This window comes from Flavobacterium soli DSM 19725, from assembly GCF_000422705.1.
GTDB lineage: Bacteria > Bacteroidota > Bacteroidia > Flavobacteriales > Flavobacteriaceae > Flavobacterium > Flavobacterium soli.
In genome coordinates, this window is sequence record NZ_AUGO01000007.1 from 119,298 (window position 1) to 144,691 (window position 25,394).

General features: G+C 34.7%; 22 protein-coding genes. 8 read left to right on the plus strand and 14 right to left on the minus strand.

Features of this window, described 5'->3' with window-relative positions:
• The first annotated feature begins 66 nt into the window (after positions 1 to 66).
• Positions 67 to 1,059 carry a fasciclin domain-containing protein gene (locus G508_RS0109705; protein WP_026705131.1) on the plus strand — a complete coding sequence of 331 codons (993 nt, stop codon included), beginning with the start codon at positions 67 to 69 and terminating at the stop codon, positions 1,057 to 1,059.
• 87 nt (positions 1,060 to 1,146) lie between these two features.
• Here the strand turns inward: G508_RS0109705 and yidC are convergent, their stop codons facing one another.
• The 10 genes from yidC to guaA all read right to left on the minus strand — a co-directional run bounded on the left by yidC (position 1,147) and on the right by guaA (position 13,596).
• Positions 1,147 to 3,048, minus strand: a complete 1,902-nt coding sequence (gene yidC, locus G508_RS0109710) for a membrane protein insertase YidC (protein WP_026705132.1) — start codon at positions 3,046 to 3,048, stop codon at positions 1,147 to 1,149.
• 292 nt (positions 3,049 to 3,340) lie between these two features.
• Positions 3,341 to 4,954: a CTP synthase gene (locus tag G508_RS0109725; protein WP_026705133.1), complete on the minus strand. Its 1,614-nt coding sequence runs from the start codon at positions 4,952 to 4,954 to the stop codon at positions 3,341 to 3,343.
• A gap of 150 nt (positions 4,955 to 5,104) precedes the next feature.
• Positions 5,105 to 5,338: a DUF3820 family protein gene (locus tag G508_RS0109730; RefSeq protein ID WP_026705134.1), complete on the minus strand. Its 234-nt coding sequence runs from the start codon at positions 5,336 to 5,338 to the stop codon at positions 5,105 to 5,107.
• 15 nt (positions 5,339 to 5,353) lie between these two features.
• The gene (locus G508_RS20405) at positions 5,354 to 5,530 is read right to left on the minus strand and encodes a Txe/YoeB family addiction module toxin (RefSeq protein ID WP_084625955.1); all 177 of its coding nucleotides are present in this window, start codon (positions 5,528 to 5,530) and stop codon (positions 5,354 to 5,356) included.
• A 90-nt stretch (positions 5,531 to 5,620) separates the two neighbouring features.
• Complete coding sequence (locus G508_RS0109740) at positions 5,621 to 5,830, minus strand: DUF2683 family protein (RefSeq protein WP_026705136.1); 210 nt, start codon at positions 5,828 to 5,830, stop codon at positions 5,621 to 5,623.
• A 129-nt stretch (positions 5,831 to 5,959) separates the two neighbouring features.
• A complete protein-coding gene (locus G508_RS0109745; protein ID WP_026705137.1) occupies positions 5,960 to 7,333 on the minus strand; it encodes an outer membrane protein assembly factor BamD in 1,374 nt (457 codons plus the stop codon).
• Between the two features lie 50 nt (positions 7,334 to 7,383).
• A complete protein-coding gene (locus G508_RS0109750; protein ID WP_026705138.1) occupies positions 7,384 to 9,195 on the minus strand; it encodes a hypothetical protein in 1,812 nt (603 codons plus the stop codon).
• Positions 9,196 to 9,581: 386 nt separating this feature from the next.
• Positions 9,582 to 9,983 (minus strand): OsmC family protein, encoded by a 402-nt coding sequence (locus tag G508_RS0109755; protein WP_026705139.1) that lies wholly within the window; start codon positions 9,981 to 9,983, stop codon positions 9,582 to 9,584.
• A 67-nt stretch (positions 9,984 to 10,050) separates the two neighbouring features.
• Positions 10,051 to 11,991, minus strand: a complete 1,941-nt coding sequence (locus G508_RS0109760) for a LysM peptidoglycan-binding domain-containing protein (protein WP_026705140.1) — start codon at positions 11,989 to 11,991, stop codon at positions 10,051 to 10,053.
• Between the two features lie 75 nt (positions 11,992 to 12,066).
• A complete protein-coding gene (gene guaA / locus G508_RS0109765; protein WP_026705141.1) occupies positions 12,067 to 13,596 on the minus strand; it encodes a glutamine-hydrolyzing GMP synthase in 1,530 nt (509 codons plus the stop codon).
• Between the two features lie 163 nt (positions 13,597 to 13,759).
• Between guaA and G508_RS0109770 the strand changes: the two genes are divergently transcribed.
• The 3 genes from G508_RS0109770 (at position 13,760) to G508_RS0109785 (ending at position 18,618) form a co-directional block, all read left to right on the plus strand.
• Positions 13,760 to 15,127 carry a sensor histidine kinase gene (locus G508_RS0109770; protein WP_026705142.1) on the plus strand — a complete coding sequence of 456 codons (1,368 nt, stop codon included), beginning with the start codon at positions 13,760 to 13,762 and terminating at the stop codon, positions 15,125 to 15,127.
• Positions 15,124 to 15,849 carry a LytR/AlgR family response regulator transcription factor gene (locus G508_RS0109775; RefSeq protein WP_026705143.1) on the plus strand — a complete coding sequence of 242 codons (726 nt, stop codon included), beginning with the start codon at positions 15,124 to 15,126 and terminating at the stop codon, positions 15,847 to 15,849. The genes G508_RS0109770 and G508_RS0109775 overlap by 4 nt, the downstream gene beginning before the upstream one ends.
• Before the next feature lie 126 nt (positions 15,850 to 15,975).
• Positions 15,976 to 18,618: a T9SS type B sorting domain-containing protein gene (locus tag G508_RS0109785; RefSeq protein ID WP_169628026.1), complete on the plus strand. Its 2,643-nt coding sequence runs from the start codon at positions 15,976 to 15,978 to the stop codon at positions 18,616 to 18,618.
• A gap of 3 nt (positions 18,619 to 18,621) precedes the next feature.
• On the opposite strand, the gene G508_RS0109790 is transcribed toward G508_RS0109785, so the two are convergent.
• Entirely contained in the window at positions 18,622 to 19,665 is a 1,044-nt protein-coding gene (locus tag G508_RS0109790; protein WP_026705145.1) for an RluA family pseudouridine synthase, read from the minus strand.
• Positions 19,655 to 20,353 carry a PASTA domain-containing protein gene (locus tag G508_RS0109795; protein WP_342662959.1) on the minus strand — a complete coding sequence of 233 codons (699 nt, stop codon included), beginning with the start codon at positions 20,351 to 20,353 and terminating at the stop codon, positions 19,655 to 19,657. The genes G508_RS0109790 and G508_RS0109795 overlap by 11 nt, the downstream gene beginning before the upstream one ends.
• A 124-nt stretch (positions 20,354 to 20,477) precedes the next feature.
• Between G508_RS0109795 and G508_RS0109800 the strand changes: the two genes are divergently transcribed.
• The 3 genes from G508_RS0109800 to G508_RS0109810 are packed head-to-tail and all read left to right on the plus strand — an operon-like array spanning position 20,478 to position 22,540.
• On the plus strand, positions 20,478 to 21,467 hold the full coding sequence (locus tag G508_RS0109800) for a D-alanine--D-alanine ligase (RefSeq protein ID WP_026705147.1): 990 nt from the start codon (positions 20,478 to 20,480) through the stop codon (positions 21,465 to 21,467).
• Positions 21,455 to 21,913 (plus strand): pantetheine-phosphate adenylyltransferase, encoded by a 459-nt coding sequence (coaD, locus tag G508_RS0109805; protein ID WP_026705148.1) that lies wholly within the window; start codon positions 21,455 to 21,457, stop codon positions 21,911 to 21,913. Before G508_RS0109800 ends, coaD begins: the two co-directional genes overlap by 13 nt.
• Before the next feature lie 60 nt (positions 21,914 to 21,973).
• Positions 21,974 to 22,540, plus strand: a complete 567-nt coding sequence (locus G508_RS0109810; protein ID WP_026705149.1) for a PhnA domain-containing protein — start codon at positions 21,974 to 21,976, stop codon at positions 22,538 to 22,540.
• 72 nt (positions 22,541 to 22,612) lie between these two features.
• Here the strand turns inward: G508_RS0109810 and G508_RS0109815 are convergent, their stop codons facing one another.
• Positions 22,613 to 23,956, minus strand: a complete 1,344-nt coding sequence (locus G508_RS0109815; protein ID WP_026705150.1) for a DEAD/DEAH box helicase — start codon at positions 23,954 to 23,956, stop codon at positions 22,613 to 22,615.
• Positions 23,957 to 24,131: 175 nt separating this feature from the next.
• Complete coding sequence (locus tag G508_RS0109820; RefSeq protein ID WP_026705151.1) at positions 24,132 to 24,728, minus strand: NUDIX hydrolase; 597 nt, start codon at positions 24,726 to 24,728, stop codon at positions 24,132 to 24,134.
• Positions 24,729 to 24,735: 7 nt separating this feature from the next.
• On the opposite strand from G508_RS0109820, the gene pyrE reads away from it, so the two are divergent.
• Positions 24,736 to 25,383, plus strand: coding sequence for an orotate phosphoribosyltransferase (gene pyrE / locus G508_RS0109825; RefSeq protein ID WP_026705152.1), 648 nt, complete (start codon positions 24,736 to 24,738; stop codon positions 25,381 to 25,383).
• The last annotated feature ends 11 nt before the right edge of the window (positions 25,384 to 25,394 follow it).

Sequence of the window (25,394 nt, forward strand, 5' to 3'; positions counted from 1 at the left end):
TTTAAACCAATTATTAAACAAAAATATTTCTTTTTAAATTTGATAAACCTTAAAATTCACATAAACATGAAAAGATTAACCAAATTTAAAAACTTAGGATTTATTGCCTTGACGGCACTATTTCTAACTTCTTGTGATGGCGATGCCGACAGTCCGGCAGACATTGTAGATCCAGAACAAACAATTGTTGACATTGCAGTTTCAAATCCAGATTTCAGTATCTTGGTTGAAGCCTTGACAAAAGCCGATTTAGTTTCAACTCTAGATGGTGATGGACCATTTACTGTTTTTGCTCCAACAAATGCAGCTTTTAACTCTTTTCTTTCTGCAAATGGATTTGCAAATTTAGATGCTGTTCCAACTCCTGTCTTGAAAGAAGTTTTACTCAACCATGTGGTTTCGGGTGAAAATTTATCGGGATCACTTAGCACAGGTTATGTAAAAACCCTAGGAAAAGGTAGTGCGTCAACTTCTAACACGCTAAGTATGTTTATCAATACAACAAATGGTGTTGTGCTTAATGGAGGAACTACAAATGGTGGAGCTACTGTTACAACTGCAGATATTGAAGCAAGTAATGGAGTTATTCACGTTGTAAATGGCGTAATTGGATTGCCAACAATTGTAAACCATGCCATTGCAAATCCGAGCTTTGGAATCTTAGTGCAAGCCTTAACCCGTAATGATCAGCCAGACTTTGTTGGAATTTTATCTGGAACAGCAAGTTCTCCTTTTACTGTTTTTGCACCAACTGATGACGCTTTTGTTGATTTATTGGCTGAATTGGAATTGTCTTCTCTAGCAGATGTTCCCCAAGCCGTTTTGGAAAACACATTGAAATATCATGTTGTTGCTGGAGCTAATGTTTTATCTTCATCATTGACTAATAATCAATCTGTAACAACTTTTCAAGGAGGTAATTTCACCGTTGAATTGCCAAATTCTGGACCTCAAATTAGAGATGCAAATGATAGAATCAGTTTGATTATTGCAACTGATGTTCAAGCCTCAAATGGTGTTGTTCATGCTATTGATAAAGTTATATTACCAGGTTCATAAAAATAGTTTTTTCATTTCGTTTTGTTTAATTAAAAAAGCATCCGTTTTTGGCGGATGCTTTTTGTTTTTATAGAATACATATTGATATTACTTACCTTTTTGGGCTTTTTGAGCTTCGGCTTGTTCCATCATTTCTCTCATTTTCTTTTGGAATTTTCCTTCAGCTTTTGGCTTTGCCTTATTTTCCTGAATTTGAGCGTGAATTTTCTTTTCATCTACGATGTAATTTTTAATTACAAGCATAATTCCGATTGTAATTGTGTTTGAAATAAAGTAGTACAAACTCAATCCAGAAGCGTAGTTATTGAAGAAAAACAACATCATCAAAGGCGAAATATAGATCATTACTTTCATAATTTTCCCCATATCTGGCATTCCTTCTTGTTGTGGAGCCGACATTTGCTGGTCTCCCGTTGTCATTTTCATGTAGAAAAAGATGGCGATTGAAGCCAAAATAGGGAACAAACTCACGTGGTTTCCGTAGAATGGAATATAGAAGGGCAAATTCAAAACCGAATCAAAAGAAGATAAATCGTTTGCCCAAAGGAAACTTTTTTGCCTCAAATCGATTGCTGATGGGAAAAACTGGAATAAGGCATAGAAAACTGGAATTTGCATCAAAGCTGGCAAACATCCTGCCATCGGGTTTACCCCTGCTTTGTTGTAAAGTTTCATGGTCTCCTGTTGCTTTTTCATTGGGTCATTCTTGAACTTCTCTCCCAATTCAGCAATTTCTGGACGTAAAACTTTCATTTTAGCCTGAGAAAGATATGATTTATAGGTTATTGGCGACATTACCAAACGAACTAAAATCGTAAACACAATAATCACGATTCCGAAAGAACCGATAAAAGAACTCAAGAAATCATAGGTTGGAATAAACACATAACGGTTGATCCATCCGAAGATTCCCCAGCCTAAAGGAATTACCTCATCAAGGTTTCTCTTGTAATCGTTTAATATTTTATAATCCGAAGGACCATAATACCAGTTCATATTGTAGTTCACTTCTCCACCCTTGAAAGCCAAAGGCAAAACTGCTTTAAAATCTTTGGTAAAAACCGTATCAATTTCTTCGTCTTTTACTAAATTTTCTGATGTTAATTTTGCTGTTGCAAAAGGTGTATCAGTTAATAAAATTGAGGTAAAGAAATGCTGTTTGAATGCTACATAGGTTACATCCGAAGGATTTTCTTCGGCTAATCCGCTTTGTCCCGTATAATCGTCTTTTCCGTCTTCGTATTCAAAAACGATTTCGGCATAACGGTTTTCGTAGGTTACACTTTTCTCATTTCTGTAGGTTTTTAAATTCCATTCCAAATCGATTGGTTTAGAAGTGTTTAAAACGGAATTCATACCTTGAGTACGAACCGAAAAATCGAGCATATACTCATTTGGTTTCAGTACATAACGGTATTCCAAGAAAGCACTTGGACTTGATTTTAAACGCATTGTCAAGACTTGATTCTCACCTTCTTTTGTTAAAGTTGGTTCGAAAAATAAGTTTTTGGTATCCAAAGAACGGTTGTCTTGGGTTTGCAATTTCAAGTTTAAACTTGCGTTATTGTCCTTGATGATTTTTACCAAACTACCTGAGCCTTTTTCAAATTGTTCGAAGTTTTTTACGGTTGCATCCACAATGTATCCACCTTTATTCGCAATCTTAAGCGAAAGCAAATCGTTTTGAATGGTTGTGAAATCATTTTTTGCTGATGGAAGAGTTGCGGAATAGGCAAAGTTTCCAAGAGAACCTTTTAATTTTGCAAGTTGTGCAGAATCGGCTACAGTTGAATCGGCAATGATAGCAGGAGCTGTCTGAACTGTTGCTGCTTCTTTGTTTTTTGCTTCTTTGTCTATTTGTTCTTGCTTTGCTTTTTTCTCGGCAAGTTCTTTTTCTGAAGGTTGGTTTTGGAACATCATCCAAGCCAAGATTCCAAAAATTAATGCAAACCCAATTATCGAATTGAGGTCAAACTTTTTTTCTTCCATTTTTATTTTTGTTTCACTTATATGAAGTTTCCTGTTTTTGATGGGAAACTTTTATTTTTGAAAACGTTAAACGTTTTGTTTTTGAACCATTTAAGAAATTAAGCTTCATTAAAAAAAATGAGAACTTGATTCTTAGTTTTTTGAAACCATTCTGAAAACGAGAATGGATTTTTATCTAGCCCTGACTGGAGGGAAAATCCTTTTTGTTTTTTCTTTAAAAACAAAAAGATTTGGAAGGAAGGCAGGAATATGGCTTCCCAAAATGCCTACTGTTTCGCTCCTTAATTTTCTACTACTTCTGCTTTGCTTTTACGGTTGCTGCTACGAAATTCACGAAAAGTGGATGCGGATTGGCAACTGTGCTCTTGTATTCTGGGTGGTATTGAACGCCGATGAAAAACGGATGTTTCTCGATTTCGATGATTTCTACCAAGCCTGTATCAGGATTTATTCCAGAAGCTTTTAAGCCTGCATTTTCTAGTTTCTCCAAATATTCGCCATTGAACTCATATCTATGACGGTGTCTTTCTAGAATTGTTACATTCTTGTATATTTTATGTGCCAAGGTATTTTCCTTGATGTCGCATTTCCAAGCTCCAAGACGCATTGTCCCGCCTTTGTCTGTGATGGTTTTTTGTTCTTCCATGAGATCGATAACTGGATGCGATGTTCCCATGTTCATTTCGGTTGAATTGGCATCTGACAGTCCAAGAACGTTTCTTGAATACTCAATTACAGCCATTTGCATCCCTAGACAGATTCCAAAAAACGGAATATTATTTTCACGTGCATAACGAACGGCTTCGATTTTTCCTTCGATTCCTCTTTCGCCAAAACCTGGAGCGACTAGAATTCCATCAAGTCCTTCAAATTTTTGAGCCACATTTGATGCATCGATGTACTCTGAATGCACGGAAACTACATTTACTTTAGTTTCGTTTGCCGCACCTGCATGAATAAATGCTTCGAGAATTGACTTATATGAATCCTGTAATTCTACGTATTTCCCAATCAAACCGATATTTACGATATGTTTTGGGTTTTTTAATCTGTGTAAAAATACATTCCAGTTTTTTAAATCCGGAGTTGCTTTTTTAGGCAAATCAAGCTTTTTCAGTGCCACGATATCCAATCCTTCTTCAAGCATTAGGTTTGGCACTTCATAAATGGTTGAAGCATCGATAGATTGTATCACAGCTTCACGTTTAACGTTGCAAAACAAGGCTAGTTTCTGGCGTAATTCGTCTGAAAGTTCGTGTTCTGTTCTGCAAACCAAAATATCAGCTTTTATACCGCTTTCCATTAATGTTTTAACGGAATGTTGTGTTGGTTTTGTTTTCAATTCTCCAGCTGCAGCCAAAAATGGAACAAGTGTCAAATGGATTACAATTCCGTTGTTTTCACCTAATTCCCACACCAATTGACGAACGGACTCGATGTAAGGCAATGATTCGATATCACCTACGGTTCCTCCTATTTCGGTAATCACGATGTCAAACTCGCCGGTGTTGCCCAACAATTGCATTCTGTCCTTGATTTCGTTGGTAATGTGCGGTACTACCTGTACTGTTTTTCCAAGAAATTCTCCTCTTCTTTCCTTTTCGATTACCGAAAGATATACTCTTCCAGTGGTAACATTGTTGGCTTGAGATGTAGGAACGTTTAGAAATCTTTCGTAGTGTCCTAAATCCAAATCGGTTTCGGCCCCATCATCCGTTACATAACATTCTCCGTGTTCATAAGGGTTTAATGTCCCTGGATCGACGTTGATATAAGGGTCAAATTTTTGAATAGTAGTTCTGTAACCTCTGGCTTGCAATAATTTTGCTAAAGAAGCTGCGATAATTCCTTTACCTAAGGAAGATGTCACACCGCCTGTAACAAAAATATATTTTGTCTGATTCATTGTGTAGTTGTTTGTTGTAGTTGTGTAAAAAACGTGGCAAAAGTACGAATTAAATTCGATTATGTTGATTTGGTAATTTGATAATTTGTTGATTTGATAATTATACTACTGAAAGATATTTTCAGATTACATAATTTTCAAATTATCTCATTATATCGGTTTTGGATATTGCTTTTTGATGTTTCGGATTAAGTCTTCCAATCCATTCAATTTTAATTCGTAGATAAGTTGCAGTTGCTGGCCAAGTTCCCCTTTTGGAAAACCCTTGTTACTGTACCAAACAATGTAATATTCTGGAATATCAATTAGGTGCCAACCTTCGTATTTACCGAAGGGCATTTTAGTATGAGCGAGTTTGATGAGTTTTTGTTGGTCTGGGTTCAAGTGTGATTTATAAATTTATTTATCAGAATAATGTCCTATTGCCGAAATGACCTCAACAAGAACTGTATTTTCATTTACAGAATAAATGATTCTATCTTTTTGATTAATTCTGCGGGACCAAAATCCGGCAAGTTCATACTTTAAAGGTTCTGGTTGACCGACACCTTCAAATGGATGATTGGACAAATCCATTAGTATCAAATCGATTTTTTTAATTGTAGCTTTATTTCCGGCTTTCTTTGTGTGATCGAAGATGTTCTTTGGCAGTATCCGTTAATTCAATTATAAACTTTCCCATACATTCTCTGGATTTATGGTTGTGCGGTTTTTGCTTTTAGCAGCTTTCTTAACCATTTCAACAAATTCAGGTTTATATGGACTTTTATTTTCAACAATTTCAACTCCTTTGTGTTCTTGCACAAATAATTCCAACAAGGATTTGAAGGTTTTCCCTGCTTTGGTTTTTTCGTTTATTTTGATTGTAACTTCCATGCTTCTTCTTTTCGTTCTACAAATATAAGCAATCTCTAAATAAAGTTTTGGATGTTGCTAGAATATAATAAAAATGCCTCTCAGCTGAGAGGCATTTTTACTGTTTTATAATGATTTAATTTATGGAATTTATTTCCAATTTCTTGTTTGAATTCCAATCCCGAACTGATAGGAGAATTCCTCATCCATATATTGTGTTCCTGCTTTCAAGACGATTGCTTTACCTATTTTAAGTTTTAGACCAGCTTCAGGAAAAAATGAGAAATTCTTTTCTTCTTTAACCTCAAATAAAACTACTTCATCATCTGCATCTTCGGCAAAAAATTCTTGGTATCGAACTCCCCCACCCACGTAAAACCAAACTGGATAGGCAATCTTAAATGTAAAACCAAAGCTTGCTGTTAAAAAAGGATTTTTATAATCATCTGGTGCATCCTCTAGCGATTCTATTTCGGCGACAGCCTCACCCATTTTTAGACTAAAAACATCGGCATTTCCTGCCAAATTAAAATAAGTTGACAGACCTTTTAAGCTAACGCGACCAAATTCAAAACCAAAAGCTTCGTTTGTAGTAGCCGTTAGCATGAAATAGTTTGCCGTAGTCCTGTTGTCAACCGTGGCTTGCTTGTTCATTTTCTTTTCGATTTGGGCTAATTTTTTGTCTACTTCTAATCGGTTCTTTCCTTCAGGCAAAGTTTCTTTGTAGGTATCGAATTTATACTTTGCATTGGTTAAATCATCGTTTTCAAAATATTCATTTCCTTCTCTGAATAATATTTCTTCCAGAATATCTTTTGCTTCATTTTTATATTTTCCATCAGGATATTGGGATAAATAACGTTGAGCTGTTGAAGCGTCTTTATTACTTAATATCAAATCATAAGCAGCTTTTTCTTTGGCAACTGCCAATTTTTGGACAACCTCTTCTTTGTATTTTCCGTTTGGAAATTTTTGCTGATAATTTTCATATTTGCCAACTTGATTCGAAGTTATGGCTTCTTTATAAGTTTCTTCTTCTTTTTGAATCAGCAAATCGTTCAATGTTCCATTTTTAGGGTTCGCTGGATATTGCTTCAAAAAAGACCTAATTGTTTCTACATTAGAATTATTCAATGCATATTGATAGGCATCTTCTTCTTTTTTGATTGCTGCATCTAGTGCCTCCCTGTGTTCAACGGCAATAATACTGACCTTACTAATTCTCTCCTTGTCATTTTTATTCGCCTTTTCTATAAATTCTTTAGACAAGGTCTCGATTATAGTATCTTTTTTATCCAAATTGAATCTAGACTGTATTTCAAGGTAAAGGATATCGGGATTAGTTGTTCCGAATTCAGTTTTTGCACTGTTTAAATAATCTATTGTTTGTTGATAATTGTTATTCTCAAAAGCTTCTCTAGCTTTTGTATAATAGGCTTTAGCCAAAGTAAGATTCTGTCCAAAACTGTAATTACATAAGATTAAGAACAAAATTACGATAAATGATTTCTGAGTGTTTTTCATGATATTTATGTTTTTGATGGGTATTTAATTACTATAAAAAATTATTTTTCCTATTTTGATGGTGTACTCCAATAATCAATCTCTTCTTCTTTTTCATCTTTTTTGGCCGGCTCTTTGGCTTCTTTTGGGATTTCTTTAGCACTATTCGATTCGCCACCCCAATAATCAATTCCTCCGTCTTCCTCTTCCGTTTTTTTATTTTTATCCGAATGGTTTATAAATGCTTCTTCAGGAAAAACTACAGTAAAATAGGACTGTCTTGCTACGTTTGCTTCCTGATTATATATAGTTTGTATTTCTTCCAAATTTCTTGACCAATTGTATATTTTATGTTTTCCTTTTTCGACATCAACATATTTGGATTTTATTTCCGAAAGCATTTCTTTGATAAAAGGATATTCTCCACTTGAATTTGGACTAATGGCGATAATTGGGGAAAAATGCAGGGAGGCATTCTCGTTGATACTGATTTCGATCACACTAGGAAAAGATACATTTTCATAATATTGATTGTAATCCTTATCTGTTTGTACATAAAATATATAGAGAGGTGACTCATCTTCCGAAAAAATGTCAAAAGTTGGAGTGTGCTTTATTTCTTCGTTCAAGAACTCATCTCTTTTGCGTATCACGCTTTTCTTGATTTGACGATTTTCTTCGACTAAAAGATTGAATTCTCTTTTTTGTTCATCCAAAATTCGCTGTTTTTCAGCTTCAATTTCGGCAAGTCTTCTCCGTTCTTCTTCGGCTCGTCGGGCTTGTTCGGCTCGTCGCTCTTCGGCTTCTTCTTTTCTTCTTTTTTCCTCGCCAATCATATTAATAATTTCGAGTCCAGTTCCAACTGCCAATGTTGTCAATGCAGCATCTGAATTCCCTTGTGCAGCATATTCATTGACCAAAGCAGTACTACCTTGCAAATAATTTCCCTGACTCCACTGGTTCATAGTTTCTTGTGACGCAACATTAAGTGCTTCTGTTTTTCTACGATTTTCAGCTAGTTTGGCCTGCATTTCTTCAAACTGTTGTTGTCGCTTTTGTTCGGCTTGTTCTTGGGCAATTTGCTGTTGCCTTTTTATTTCCTCGTTTTTTTCTATCTGCAATTGCTTTTGCCGTTCTAGTTCTGATTGACGGTTTTGAGCTGCTGTATTGACTGAGGGTGAAGGCGAACTCGAATAAGATCCCGAACCTCCAGAACCTGTGCTATTATTTCCTTGACTGTTTTGTTTTTCTGTAGCTGTAGCTTTAGCTTGTCGGGCTTTTTCTTCCTCTTCTCTTTTCTTCTTTTCGGTTGCTTCGCGTTCTAAACGAGCTCGTTCCTCATCTTCTTTTTTCTTTTTGGCAGCGGCTTCACGTTCTAATCTTGCACGTTCTTCATCTTCTTTTTTCTTCTTGGCTGCAGCTTCTTTTTGAGCTTTCTCCTCCGTTAGGTTCACAATATTCGAAAGTCTCCAGCTCATTCCTCTAAATAAAGTATAGGTATCTCCTTCTTGAATTAAACATTGTTTTTGTTGTTCTCGATCTGAGGTTATCATATAAGAATGTACCCAATCATCATCGGGAGTGAACTGACCATTGGGCTCCAAATAAACAATCCTATTAATCCCTAATTTATAAGTCTTAGTACCAACACCACAGCCAAGTGTCAGGGTTACTTCTATTTCCATCTTATACTCTTGCGAAGTATTATTTTGAACATAAAAATAGTAGCTTTCGGCATCCGCCATACCTGACCAATATTTCTCGACCGAAAATGTAAAACGAGCATCTAATTGATGTACTCCAACTGTTCGTCTACCTTGAACTCTTTGTGAAAAGCTGCTTAGAGAAGAAAAAAACAGTAGCAAAAGAATTACTTTTTTCATATCGATTTGTTTAATTAAATCTTCTATTTTAGGGTAGTTGCTTCCTTAATAAAATTAACCGCAACGTTTATTAGCAAAAAAAAAGATGCTGTCAACAAAGATTTTTGGTGCAGATAAACATCATAACATATTGGCAAAATCTTTTTTTAACAATATTTTCACAAATTTCCACATTAATAAGATGCCAAAAAATACCTATAAATAGGTATTTTTTTGAATTTCGGCCAGAGCCAAAAAAAAAGGCTTGACTCCTTAAATGTCAAATCCCTTAGCTTTCTGTAGATAAAATGTTAGCTATAATACCAGTGTTTTGAAGACTATAGTCAAAAAAAAACACCTAAGATATTAGGTGCTTAATTGTAGTATCGATAGATCAGTAGCTTTTTTTATTTCCAATTAAAAGTAACCTCCTTTTCAATATCAGGATTCAAACTTAATAGAACAGGACAATGCATGGCTGCTCTTTCAAGAATGGTTTTTGATTTTTCATCAACCGCAACCGACAAGTTCATTACAATTATAATTTTTGAAATTTTTCTAGGCTCGGGTTGCATGATTTTAGTCACTTCAACTGTCGAACCTTCTAAATTCACATCCAAATCCTTTGATTTTATAGCCATAATGGAAATCATACAACTTCCTAAGGCATTGGCTAATAAATCGGTTGGAGAAAATGCTTCTCCTTTTCCGTGATTATCTGTTGGTGCATCTGAAAGAATTTCAGTTCCGGATTGCAAATGAACAGATGAAGTTCTTAATTCTCCTAGATAGGTTACTTTTGAGGTCATATTTTTTCAATTAAATTAAAAGTCAGGAATTAAAAACTCCTAAATTGTGGCAAGAGTAATTAAAAGCTTAATTGGCTACTTTAACAGATAAATCAGTATCGAAATAAAGGATATAAAATCCGTCGTTGTTAAATCCTTTTCCGTCTTTTCTTTCATAATCAAACTTGTTTTCAACCTGTTCCGTTGTAGCAGTTTCTAGAGTTTCTACAAACGGTTGTTCTTGCGACAAACGAAGCAATGCATCAAAGGTTACATCAAATCCACGAGTAGCATATTGGTTTGGAAAAACCTTGTTGGTTTCCTTGTATTTTCTTTCGAAAATTTGAGCTTCGGGGCTGTCTTTTTCTCTTGCAAGCGAAGGATAAAGCAGGTTCAATTTTGCCAAATTAGCCGTTACAATTTCATCTGAATCTAATTTTTCATTCGGTTCCAAAATTACAAGTTGAATTTGATAATCGGCCATTGAAGCTATAAGAACATTCATAATCATCTTAATCATGTAGGTGTTCTCGGTATCCATTACTACAAAATTCTTCTGGTTCTTCATCAACTGCGATTTCAAATTTTCGGATGAAAAATTGCCACCTTCAAAAGAAGCTAACTTTACATTTTTGTGATTCTCTTGAATGTATTTTCGGGTCGAAAGCTTTTTCGGGTCAATTACTCCAATAATATTGGCCGCTTTAGAATTCATATAATCAAACATGGCATCACGCATATATTCTGCAGATGGCATGGTTTGTATCAAATTTTCATAAGAAATCCCGGTTTCTTTTGATAAAGGCGACATCACGTGAACATTATTCTTAGCTAAGATTCCAGCTGTTTTTTCAACATTAGATTGATAGAAAGGTCCTATAACCAAATCCGTTTCTTGGAGTTGGTTTTGCTGAATTATTGTAGCTATACTGGAAGAATTCTTTGTCTCCTGTGAATCAAAAATCTTGATATCTACATTTAAATTCAGGATTTTGGCTGAGTCAATTGCCATCAAAGCACCCGAATAAAAATCGAGTGTCATGTTCAAAAACTTATCTTTTTTAAGCCTTGAAGAAGTTGAATTAACGGTGTCACTTTGAATTTTTGAAATATTGAAAGGCAACAATAGCGTTAATTTTTTTCTGTTCGAAGTATTTATAGTTTGTGACAAATCGGCGAAAGCCTTATCTGCATTACTAATTCTTTCATTTTCGGGAAGATTCAATACCATTCCCTCTTTAACTCCATCATTCAACTCTGGGTTCAACTTGATTAGATTTTCTTTCGAAATTCCTAATTTTCTAGAAAGACCAAAAAGTGTCTCCTTTGGTTGCACTACATAGCCTACTTTTTCAGTTTTTAAAGGTTGAGTATCGGTTTTTGCAGGAACTTCTACAATTTTATCCTCTTGCTTTGTTGTTGTTTTAGAATTTGTTGGAATTTTTAATCTAAAGCCTATTTGAAGTCCATCTTTAATTTCCGGATTGTTTTGTTCCAATTCTTCAATGGAAATATCATATTGTTTGGCTATCGAATATTTAGTTTCCTTTGCTTCAACTTGATGGATTGTAGTGTTTTTTGAGACTTTGTCTTGTTTTTTTTCTGTTTTAGCAACAACTGTAACAGTTTCATTTTTAACAGGAATTGCAATGGTACTTCCCACTTTCAAGCCATCCGTTTTTAAATTTTGGTTGGCTTTTTCAATTTCTTCAACAGAAACATTGTAGAGCTTTGACAAACCATAAAGCGTTTCTTTTGCAGCAACTGTGTGGGTCTTTGTGTTGGTATCGGGTTTTTCTATGATGATGGCACCATTTCCTTTAGGAATCAGCAATACCATATCAGGCTTCAATCCGTTTTGAGAATCGGGATTAAGATTGTAGATATTGGCAGGTGTAACTTTGTATTTTTGGGCGATCTTGGTAACCGTTTCACCTTTTTCTACAGTGTGTTTAATAAAATTGTCCTGTGCAAATGTTGCAGTGGAGAACAAAATAAAGGAGGCAAATACTAAAAGGTGTTTCTTCATAAAAAATATAGCGTTAAAAAGATTTTAGCATTCCTGCTCAAAAAAAGAGCCAGAATGCTAAAATTTAAAATTTATTTATTCCCATTCAATCGTTGCAGGTGGTTTCGAACTGATGTCATATACAACTCTGTTCACACCTTTCACTTTATTGATGATGTCATTTGACACTTTCATGAGGAAATCATAAGGCAAATGAACCCAATCCGCCGTCATTCCGTCTGTAGATTCTACAGCTCTCAAAGCGACAACTTTCTCGTATGTTCGTTCATCCCCCATAACTCCAACACTGTTAACAGGAAGAAGGATCGCTCCAGCCTGCCAAACCTTGTCGTATAATCCCCAAGATTTCAATCCGTCGATGAAAACGGCATCTACTTCCTGCAAGATACGAACTTTTTCTGGTGTAATATCTCCTAAAATTCGAATGGATAATCCTGGTCCTGGAAAAGGATGTCTTCCTAATAACGCAGGATCAATTCCTAATGTTGCACCAACTCTTCGAACTTCATCCTTGAATAACATTCGAAGTGGCTCCACAATTTTAAGTTTCATAAAATCCGGCAAACCTCCAACATTGTGATGTGATTTGATGGTTGCCGATGGACCTTTTACCGAAACCGATTCGATTACGTCAGGATAAATCGTTCCTTGAGCCAACCATTTCACGTCATCACTAATTTTAGATTCGTCATCAAAAACTTCGATAAAAACACGTCCGATGGTTTTTCTTTTGGTTTCAGGATCACTGATTCCAGCCAATTCATCTAAAAAGCGTGAAGAAGCATCCACTCCTTTCACGTTCAAGCCCATATCTTTATATTGATGTAAAACGCTTTCGAATTCGTTTTTGCGTAAAAGTCCGTTGTTTACAAAGATACAGTGCAAATTTGGTCCAATCGCTTGGTGCAATAAAACCGCTGCCACAGTAGAATCGACCCCTCCAGAAAGTCCTAAGACCACTTTATCGTTTTGGATTTTTTCTTTTAACTCGGCTACCATTTCTTCCACGAAGGCATTTGGTGTGAAGTTTTGAGGCACTTCGGCAATTTTCACTAGGAAATTCTCCAACATCTGCTTTCCATCTGTTGAATGGTATACTTCTGGGTGAAACTGTATAGCATAAGTTGTTTCTCCTTCAATCTTATAGGCCGCATTTTCTACATCGTGAGTACTCGCCAATTTGACACCGTTTGTTGGTAATTTTTTAATGGTATCACTGTGGCTCATCCAAACCTGAGAATTCTGAGAAACGCCTTCGAAGAAAGTTTCATTTTCTTTGATGAATGATAAATTTGCTCTTCCGTATTCTCTTGTGTTGGATGGTGCCACTTCGCCTCCGCTGAAATGCGAAAGATATTGGGCTCCGTAACAAACGGCAAGTAAAGGCATTTTTCCGCGAATCTGAGATAAATCAGGATGAGGAGCATCTTCGCCACGAACAGAAAATGGGCTTCCAGAAAGGATTACAGCTTTAAAACTTGATAAATCACTTGGAAAATGATTGTAAGGGAAAATTTCGCAGAATATATTTAATTCGCGAACTCGTCGGGCAATAAGTTGTGTGTATTGCGATCCGAAATCTAAAATAAGTACGTTGTGTTGCATGTGCAAAAATAACTTTTATAATCGGAATTCAAAATTGGTTTTTTTGATTTTTTTTTAAAACATTTTTTTACCGTCCACTTGCTAATTTATGCATTTCACTATCTTTATTTTTTTGATACTAGAAAATTGAATCACTTTTGATTGAAATTTTAAATCAATACTTATGAAATCCTTCAAAAAATTCATTTTTATTACTTTAGTGCCGATTATTTTAATTGTAGTTGGAACAATCATCAACAGTAAATCTTTTGATGATTTACGCCATTTTCATATCAACATTTCAGTTTTTAGCTTTTTTAGCATTATTTCATTTTGCTATGTTTATATCTATGAAAACTTAATGGTTAAAAAAGGAAAAGTAACACGAAACCTGGCTTATTCGATTTTGAGTGTCTTTGTGTTGACTTTAATCTTCTCTACTTTAATAGGATATTTACTGATGGATGACTTTAACTTTAAAATTTCTCTATTTCAATCTACACTAATGGTTTGTTTGTTCTTATTAGTGTTAGTGGTTTTTGAATTATATAAAAAAACTATCCAAGAAGAAATTTTTATAGTGAATGAGAAACCTTTTTACTATATAAAATTATTATTAAAAGTGTTTGGCATCTTAAGCTTTTTCCTGCTTATTTTTATATTTATTCCTCTTGTGGATAAAGTTTCGTTTGAAAAGGGAGTTGAAATAGTTGCTAAGATATTGCTCTTTAATTTACAAACCACTTTACTTTCATTCCTATCACTTTCAATACTTTACAAGATAAAACATCTTCGAAAAAAAATTATTTTAGGCGTTATTTCAGCCTCTATAATTTCTAGTCTAGGAAATTTATATCTAAATGAAGTTTTACAAAATTCCTTTTTTTTGGGTTTTATTGTTCATTTTTTATTTTGTCTCTTCTGCTGTTCCATGATTGTTTTGAGCTTAATTTACCGAAACAAAATCCAAAAACTATCTTTATCCTTTTCTAAAAAAGAAACGGAATACTTGCAACTCAAAAACCAAATCAATCCGCATTTTTTGTTTAATAATTTGAACACCTTGATTGCATTTATCGAAACCAATCCGCAAAAGGCAATAGCATTTGGGCATCATTTATCAAACGTATATCGTCATTATTTGAAAAATGATGAACATGATTTTGTCCTTTTAAAAAATGAAATACAATTCATTTCAGAATATCTGGCAATTTTCAAAGCTAAATTTGAAAATGGTTTTATTTTTGAAATTGAAAATGAAGCTTCACAAGAACAATATATCTTATCATTATCGTTGCAGGAACTCGTTGATAATATCTTTAAGCATAACATTTTGGATGTCGAAAATCCGGTTATCATCAAAATTTCGATTCATCAAAATGAATTGATCATCAGCAATACCAATGTTAGGAAAGAAGCGGTTCATTCTACAAAAAAAGGGTTGAAAAACATCCACAAAAGATATAATTTGCTAACCAAAAAACAAATTACGATAACGGACAATGCTACCTTTTTTGAAGTAAAAATTCCAATCTTACACCTAACAAAATGACAGCATTAATCATTGAAGACGAAATCCCAGCTGGAAAACGACTCGAGAAATTACTCTTGGAAAACGGATTTGTGGTTTTAACGCAATTGCATTCGGTCAAATCAGCATTGCTTTGGTTCAAGGAAAATAGTATGCCCGATTATATCTTTATGGATATTGAATTGGCAGATGGAAAATGTTTTGAACTATTCGAAAAGATAAAAATCGAATCGAAAGTTATTTTCACGACAGCTTATGATGAATATGCCTTGAAAGCCTTTGAATATAATGCGATTGACTATTTATTAAAACCAATTGATGAAAGAAAATTGAAGAAAATGCTCTCGAAAGTTGATACTTTTAAAGAAGGTTTTCTTGCTGATTTGGAACTTGTCAAGAACAGTTTATCAAACACTTTTAAAAAGTCGTTTTTGATTGCGACTTCAAAAGGATTAAAAAAAATTACGACAGGCGAAATCGTTGGCTTTGTATCTGAAAATAATGCAACTTACTTAATAACTGATAAAAATTTTAAAGCTCCGGTGAATTCATCTTTAGAAAAGTTAGAAATGGAACTTGATGGCAAACAATTCTTTAGAATCAACCGAAAATGCATTATCAACAAGCAATTTATCTCGGAAATCAATTATCAGAATGAAGTTGTAATCAACTCCTTATTCGATATTTCGTTAAAAATTAGTCGGTTAAAGATTAAACCATTTAAAGAATGGTTGGGTAGATAAAATAGTAATAGCTTTGACAAATTTTCTAAAATAAATCTGTTTTTTCTGACAATCCGTTTTTTTTTCTTTAACTTCGCTAAATACATATTTACAATCCCATATTTTAGGAGTAACCTTATGCATTTCATGCGATTACATATAAAAAAATGTCTGATACTTTTTTTTCTATTAGTATTTCAATCCAACTCTTTTGGACAGGATTTTAAATGGGTTTATGACATCGTTGGGAGGCTAACTGAAGCTAGCCCTGTTAGTCAAATTAATGACATAATAACAGACAACCAAGACAACATATATGTAACGGGAGTAAGTACTCACAGAAACGATTTCAGTAATGGAAGTGGAAATATTGTTTTTGATTATGAAACAGCACTTGTTTTCATCATTAAACTAAGTAAAAACAAAAATGTCTTGTGGGTAAAACATTTTAATGTACATTCAAATGTAGTTCTACATGTTGAGAAACTTCATATAGACTCTAATCAAAATCTTTTCTTGACAGGTTTTCTTTATCATTCGGGTGCTTCTTTTATAGATTTAAATCCAGATCCGGGTGAACAGCATACAATTGAAAACCCCTCACATCTTTATGGCATGATTATTAAGCTTAATCCATCCGGAAACTATATCAATAGTTGGCATTTTGAAGACTGCAATATTAATAATTTAGATTTTGATTCAAATCAAAATGTTATAGCAGTAGGAAGGCTTATAACACATGATATATTATCAGGAATACCTGCCGTATATACCGGAACTATATTTAAATTTGACAGCAATTTTAATACTATTTGGACGAAAACCCTTGATGGATATTCCACTGACTTATACAAAGTTGTTGTAGATAATTATGACGATTTAATTTTAACAGGGCATTATTATAAATCCTTAAATTTTGCTGGAGAAAGCTTTCAAGAAGATGCTGGACTTATTACGTGTAAGTTTGACAAAGATGGCAATGAAAAATGGATTTTAGAGCGAGCGTGGAATGAATCTACACCTGGTGGAAATCTTCCACCTAATGAAAATTTAGCAATTGATAGTAATAACACCTTGTATATTAGTTCTAATTACAATGATGCTTCTCAATTTAATTTTAATAATACTACAATAGCTAATTTACCATACCAAGGCAGTGCAGGTGCAGTAATGCTTGGTTTTGATACTGACGGAAATTATGTGTCACATTTTACTTTTTCTGGAACATTTCTGCAAAATTTTTCCTCATTCGCTATCAGTGAATTCGATGAATTTATCATTGGTACAATTACTGCTGGTGATGTATTTTTCAGAAATAGTAATGGTTTTGTGACATCTTTTAATGCTGAAAAAGAAAATATTTTAATAAAAATAAACTCATCCTATGAACTGATTGATTACAAAAAGATGGATCATTTGGTTAGAAACTTAAGTTTTGACAGCGAAAATAATATTATTATGGGACATCAAATTCATAATGATACTGATTTTGACCCGCATCCTATAAATGTGTACAATGTTAGCAGTATTGGTTTACATACGGGATATGTTCTAAAGCTGAGCTACTGCGATAGTTATCCACCAACTGGAGAAAACACAAATACGTTCTGTTCAGATGACAATGCTACTATAGCAGATTTAGAAATTAACGATTACAGCGTTAATTGGTATGCTTCCAATAATTCAATTGTTCCCTTGGACAGCACGACACTTTTAGTGGATGGACAAACCTACTATGCTGCTAAGGATAAATTAGATAACTGTCCAGATATTTTGGAAAGAATAACTGTATCGGTAATTATAAATCCAGTCCCACCAGCTCCAATCTTAAATCCAAACCAGCCGTGCTATAATAGTAGTTTAACACTTGCTGATTTGAGTATCGAAGGAGTAAACCTATCCTTTTATGATAATGCAACCACATCTATAAAATTAAATGATTTAACACTAATAAACCCAGAAAAAACTTATTATGTAAGCCAAACGCTTTCAGGTTGCGAAAGCCCCAGAACACCAATAAATATTCCAGGGCAAAGCACAGTTCAAATAAATAATCATATGATAAACCTTTGTGATACAGATAAAAACAATGTTGAACAAATAAATCTTTCCAACTACATTTCCTATCTTTTAAATGGAAATGAAAATGATTTTACGATTTCCTATCATAACACACAAGTTGATGCTGAAAATGGTTCAAATCCCATCCAAAATTTTGAAGAATATCAAGCAAACACTCAAAATGTTTATGTAAGATTTCTATACAACTCTTATTCTTGTTTCGAAATTGCAACACTGATAATTACTATTTCTTCTCCTCCAGAAATTACAGAAATAATAGTACGCGATTTGTCGAGCAACAATTCGATAACCGTTTTACCCAATAATCCTGAACATCTTTATTCGATTGACGGGATCAATTACCAAAGCAGCAATGTGTTCCAAAATGTTCTTGCTGGAGAATATACCGTCTATGTAAAAGATAAACTCGAAGTTTGTAACGAAGAAAAAGAAAAAGTATACCTACTCTCCTATCCGAAATTTTTCACCCCAAATGGCGATGGATATAATGATTTTTGGAAAATTGAATATGCTAAATTTCAATTTTCTGTTGATGTCGAGATCTATGATCGTTTTGGAAAACTTCTCGCGTCTTTCGACAAAAACAGTCCCGGATGGGATGGAACTTATAATGGATACAAGCTTCCTGCAACCGATTATTGGTTCAAGATAACACGCTTTTTAGATAAAAAAGTGATCCATAAAGGACATTTTTCTTTAAAAAGATAAGCCTTATTCCTCCTCCTCAGCCGTATGCGATTTCGAATAACCCCTCCATTTTTCAATAACATCCTGCATATCTTGAGGCAATTCAGTATCAAAACGCATCATTTCACCAGTTGTTGGATGCATGAAACCTAATGTCTTTGCATGAAGAGCCTGTCTTGGCAAAGCCTTAAAACAATTGTCGATAAACTGTTTGTATTTGGTAAATGTCGTTCCCTTTAAAATCAAATGGCCTCCATAACGTTCATCGTTAAATAAAGTATGCCCAATATGTTTCATGTGAACACGTATTTGATGGGTTCTACCCGTTTCTAATTGGCATGAAATCAACGTCACATAGCCAAAACGTTCTAAAACTTTATAATGCGTTACAGCAGGCTTTCCAATCTCTGGATCAGCAAAAACAGCCATTTGCATTCTGTCTTTTACGTGTCTTGCAATATTTCCTTCAATCGTTCCTTTATCATCCTTTACATTTCCCCAAACGAGTGCAATATATTCTCTTTCAGTAGTTTTCGCCTCAAATTGTTTGGCCAAATGCGTCATAGCAGCTTCGGTTTTTGCAATTACCAAAAGCCCCGAAGTATCCTTGTCGATTCTATGCACCAATCCTGGACGTTCGCTACTGTTCATTGGCAAATTCTCAAAATGATGGGCCAAAGCATTCACCAAAGTTCCCGTATAATTGCCATGTCCTGGATGCACTACCATTCCTGGCTCCTTGTTAATCAACAACAAAGCATCATCTTCATACACAATATCAAGCGGAATATCTTCTGGATCAACTCGGTTTTCAAATGGCGGATACGACAACATGATCCGAACAACATCTAAAGGTTTAACCTTATAATTAGACTTCACAGGAACATCATTCACATAAATATTGCCATTTGTAGCAGCGTTCTGGATTTTGTTCCGAGTCGCATTTGGCAACATGTGCATCAAATATTTATCAATTCTCAACAACAATTGCCCTTTGGGAACATCAAATCTAAAGTGCTCAAATAAATCGTCTTCTAATTCTATATCAACGGTGCTCTCAGAATTCATCTTCTACTGTTGTTTCACTGTCAATATTGGTATCAACAGTATCAATTTCTTCTTCATAACCCACTTTTCCATCTCCTAAAACTAAATCGATTTTAGAAGCTTTAGAAACTTTATCGCCAGCTTTTAATTTTTTTCCGTTCAAGTAAACTTCCAAAACCATGTCTTTACCCAAATAAGGTTTATAGGTTTTCTTTCCTACTTCCAACCCTAAAGATTTCAAAGTTGGCTCCACCTGACGCAAAGTTTTCTCCACTAAATCAGGCATCGTAACCGATTGGTATTTATCAGAATTAATTTTTATATATATTTTTCTCCCTTCTTTAACCTTATAACCAGGAGCTGGATCTTGCTTAACAACCGAAAATTTTGGATATCCTGCCTGAAAATCAGTCGTATCCAACAAAACATATTCTAAATCCAAAGCATCCAGTTTTTCCTCAGCCGCTTCAACCGACAATTTGCTCAAATCCGGAACCGTGATTTCCTCACCATGATTGGTTGTAAAATCCAACCATTTCAAAATGATAAAAGCCAAAGCTACAACTATAACAAGTGCAATTGCTACTTGAGTAAAAAACACCTTGCTTGTAAGAAACTTGCGTAAACTCATAAAAATTCTATTTCCGCAAAGATATAAAAATACTAAAGGCAATTCGTTTGAAAAAAAATGATAATTTTGTTTCATCATATTTTTTAGGAGCTTAATCCCGCTATCCGTTTCAATCTTTTGTCTCGTTAAAGAAACGAGACAAAAGGATTTCCACTACTATCGGGGCTAGGGCATCCTTTATCAATTTAAAATTCTTTTTCAAATGAAAAACATTGCGGTAGTAATGGGAGGATATTCTGACGAATCAGTAATATCGCTTCGAAGCGGACAGCTTATCCTCAACAATCTCGACAGAAATAAATATAATGTCTTCGAAATACACATCCTAACAGACGGATGGAATGCCATTGTAAACGGAAATAAATTCCCTATCAATAAATCTGATTTTACTTTTACGCAAAATAACGAAAAAATAAAATTCGACACCATCATCAATACGATCCACGGAACTCCTGGAGAAGACGGACACATGCAAGCCTATTGGGAACTTTTAGAAATACCCTATTCAGGTTGCAATTTCTACCAGTCGGCTTTGACATTTAATAAAAGAGATACGTTGTCTGTCCTTTCAAAATTCAACATCCCAAAAGCAAAATCGGTTTACGTTTCTAAAGGAAATATAATTTCTGGTGAAGAAATCAAAGCACAATTGGGTCTGCCTTTTTTCGTAAAGCCTAACCAATCGGGAAGCAGCCTAGGTGTTTCAAAAGTAAATGACTTGGTAGATTTTGAAAAAGCATTGGATTATGCTTTCGCTGAAGACAATGATATTTTGATTGAATCGTATCTAAAAGGAACCGAAGTTTCCGTCGGAGTTCTTAATTTCAAAGGAAAAACAACCGTTTTAGGGCTAACCGAAATTGTTTCTCAGAATGACTTCTTTGACTATGAAGCGAAATATTTAGGAAAATCCGAAGAAATTACGCCTGCAAGGTTAACTCCCGAAGTAGAGCAAAGGGTAAGGGAAACAGCTGCAAAAGTTTATGAAGCCTTAGGAATGTCAGGTTTTTCAAGAACTGATTTTATAGTTATGAACAATGTTCCGCATTTCATCGAAATCAACACCAATCCTGGGTTATCTGGACAAAGCATCTTCCCACAGCAGGCAGAATATGCCGGAATTGCCTTTTCTGATTTACTAGACAACGAAATCGAATTAGCTTTAAAAAGAAAATTATTATGGAAAAAATAGCAATATTCCCTGGTTCGTTCGACCCCATCACATTAGGCCATTACGACATCATCAAACGAAGTATTCCTCTTTTTGATAAAATTGTGGTAGCTATTGGCGTGAATGCCGAAAAAAAATACATGTTTTCATTAGAAGAAAGAAAACGCTTCATCGAAGAATCTTTTGCTGATGAACCTTCAATCTCAGTCGTTACTTATGAAGGCCTAACGATTGATTTATGCAAAAAAATGAAAGCCAAATTCATCCTTCGAGGTTTGAGAAATCCAGCCGATTTTGAATTCGAAAAAGCAATCGCCCATACCAACAGACGACTTTCAAAAATTGAAACCGTTTTCCTTTTAACCGCTGCCAATACTTCCTACATCAGTTCGAGCATCGTGCGTGATGTGTTGCGAAATGGTGGCGAATACCAAATGTTGGTTCCTGATGCCGTTAGGGTAAAATAATATAATTTGTAGAAAGCACGATTAAACACTACTTTCGCCAAAAATTAACATACGATAAAAATGAGTTTAGAACGAGAATTAATCAAAAGAAGTGGCGGAAAATGTGAACTTTCAGGTGCTACAGAAAACCTAAAAGTATATCAAACTCTTCCAACAAGAAAAGGTGGAATAGACGAAAGTATTTTAATAAATGAAACCCTTTTAAACCAGATTGAAAATCCAGAAACGATGGATGCCAATCTTTGGAGATGCTTGAACGACAGCATGTGGAGCGAACATTTGCCTGTGCAAGTGGTTTCGTGGAGAATGTTGAGCCGTTTGAAAAACCAAGAATTATTGGAGCAAATGTATCTTGACGAAGATGATTTGGCTTGGGCTCAAGCAACTGGCGAAGGCGAAGACGACGAAAACAAACTGGTTCACCGAGACAGTAACGGTGTGATTCTACAAACTGGAGATTCAGTAGTTTTAATCAAAGATTTGAAAGTAAAAGGTTCGAGCATGGTTGCAAAACAAGGAACTGCCGTGAGAAACATTCGTTTAGACCACGAAAACGAAACCTATATCGAAGGAAAAGTAGATGGACAACAGATTGTGATTATTACAGCTTATGTAAAGAAAATATAGTTTTAGAAAATAGATAAAAGAGGCAAGAGAAAAGACATTCCAATCTTTTCTCTTGCCTCTTTCTTCTTGGTTCTATTCTTCTTTCTTCACAACTTTCCTCGCCACTTCAATCTTAAATTTCTTGCCTTTCATCTTTTCATCCTTGATATTTTGAAGCAAGTCTTTCACTTTATTGAATTTCACGGCTGCAAATGAAATAAAATCTTTTACTTCAATCAATCCCAAATCGCCCTTTTCTAATTTTCCTTTCTGGGAAAAGAAACCAACGATGTCAATTTTATTCAGCTTATTTTTCTTTCCTCCCGAAATATAAATCGTTTGGAATTCTGGTGGTTTTGGCAATGATTTCGAATTTTCGACATTCAAAACCGGCATTTCATAATCAATATACTCTAATTTTTTTTCACTTTCGTGGAGGAGAATATAAGCAGTTCCAGAAGCCAACATTCTGGCGGTTCGACCGTTTCTATGCGTAAATTCGTCTTCTTTTGAAGGCAAATGATAATGGATTACGTGTTTCATTTCGGGAATATCCAAACCTCTTGCCGCCAAATCAGTCGTGATTAAATAACTCACACTTCCGTTTCTAAATTGAATCAAGGCACGTTCGCGTTCATCTTGATCCATTCCGCCATGATAATAAGTGGCGTAAATTCCTTTTTCGTTCAAAGTATCGCTGATTCTTTCGGCTGCATCACGATGGTTGCAAAAAATCAAAGCCGACTCTGATTTCAACGAGCAAATCAAACTAAATAAAGTATTGATTTTATCTTTTTCCTTAGAAACCACCATTTTCATGGAAAGGTTTGTCTTTTCTTCTTCTCTCGGAATAAAATCCAAAACAGTCGGATTCACAACCCTTGTATATTTCGGAATTTCAATATCGGAAGTAGCCGAAACCAAAATTCTCTTATTCAATTTAGATAATTTTCCGATGATAAAAGACATTTCTTCATGAAAACCGAGTTGCAAAGACTTGTCGAATTCATCCAAAATCAAAGTTTCAATTTTATCCGTCCTGAAAGTTCCTCTATCAATATGATCGGCAATTCTTCCTGGCGTTCCAATCAAAACTGCTGGTGGATTACTCAAATTTTTGATTTCAGTATCAATGGAATGTCCACCATAGCAAACGTTTGCTTTAAAACCAGTTCCCATTTTTTTCCAAACTTGCTCAATTTGCAGACCTAATTCCCTCGACGGAACAATGATCAAGCATTGAACCGAAAGGATTTCGGGTTGCAGCATTTCGAAAATGGGCATCAAGAAAGCTAAAGTTTTCCCAGAACCTGTTGGCGAAAGCAATAAAACATTACTTTCTTCTAGAATAGCTTCTTGTGCAGCAACCTGCATTTCGTTTAGGCTTTCGAACCCTAAATTCAAAAGTATATTGGTGGAATGGTGATTTTGATTCATTTTGCAAAGGTAAATGAATTAAACACAGATTTCACAGATTTTCACAGATGCTATTTCTTCAAAAAATTTATAACAATAAAAAAACGCAAATTGCACTAATTTTCACGAATTGAATTGTGAAAATTAGTGCAATTTGTGTTTTTTTTTTTTTAGAATTTATATCCAAACTATAGCATCAAGGAGCCTTTTCTTCAAATAATAATTTTATGTTTTCATAGGAGTTTTTCAAGGCTTCCTTGATTTCATCAGGATTTAGCCAAGCCACTTTTTCAATTCCTTCTTCTAATTGTCCTTGTGGAATGCCTTCAAAACTGGTTCGCATTTCAAACCAATGGGTTATTTTTAGTTTGTACCTACCATTTCGTTTAAAAATATGATAGGTCTTTTGCAATTTATCAGTTATAACCAATTTATTGACACCCGTTTCCTCTTCCACTTCGCGTAAAGCGGTATATTCAATCTCCTCGCCTTTTTCGATTCCACCTTTCGGTAAATCCCATTTTCCATTGCGAAAAATAAACAAAACCTCATTTTTTTTGTTGTAAACCAGTCCACCACCAGCTTTTTGAACAGGCAATTTTGTTTTCAAGGTTTTCATAATCTCCTTTTCATCAGGATGATAGAGATAGGCTTTTTGAATTTTATTTTGAAATATTTTTACAATAATTTGTTTAATATCAGCACTTTCCAACAAAAACAACTGAAAATCAGTCTCCTTAAAGATTTGATTAGTTAAAAAAAGTGGTTTGTCGTTCACAAAAACTTTATACATTTGTACTATGATTTTTAATAAAGATACAGCCAGCAAAACTGCAGAATTGCTTTTACAAATAAATGCAATTAAATTGAATCCAGGAAATCCTTTTACATGGGCTTCTGGATGGAAATCTCCTATTTATTGCGACAATAGGATAACACTCTCATTTCCACCTATCAGGAATTACCTGAAAGATGAATTTGCGAAAAACATTGAAAAACAATTTGGAAAACCAGATGTAATTGCCGGTGTTGCAACAGGTGCGATCGGGATTGGATTGCTTGTTGCTGAGGCTTTGGCATTGCCTTTTGTGTATGTTCGACCAGAACCAAAAAAACACGGGAGACTGAACCAAATTGAAGGTTTCTTGCAAAAAGGCCAAAACGTTGTCGTAATTGAAGACCTTATTAGTACTGGAAACAGTAGTCTAATGGCTGTTGAGGCTTTAAAAGAAGCTGGAGCGAATGTAAAAGGAATGGCTGCCATTTTCAGTTATGGTTTTCAAGTTGCCGAAGACAATTTCAAAAGAGCCAATGTAGATTTATATACTTTGAGCAATTATGAAAATCTTTTGCCTTTGGCTGTCAACAAAAAATATATCACAGAGGAAGAAGAAAAAACACTACAAGAATGGAGAACCAGTCCATCAACTTGGGGTGTTGAAGTGTAGATTTTGGATTC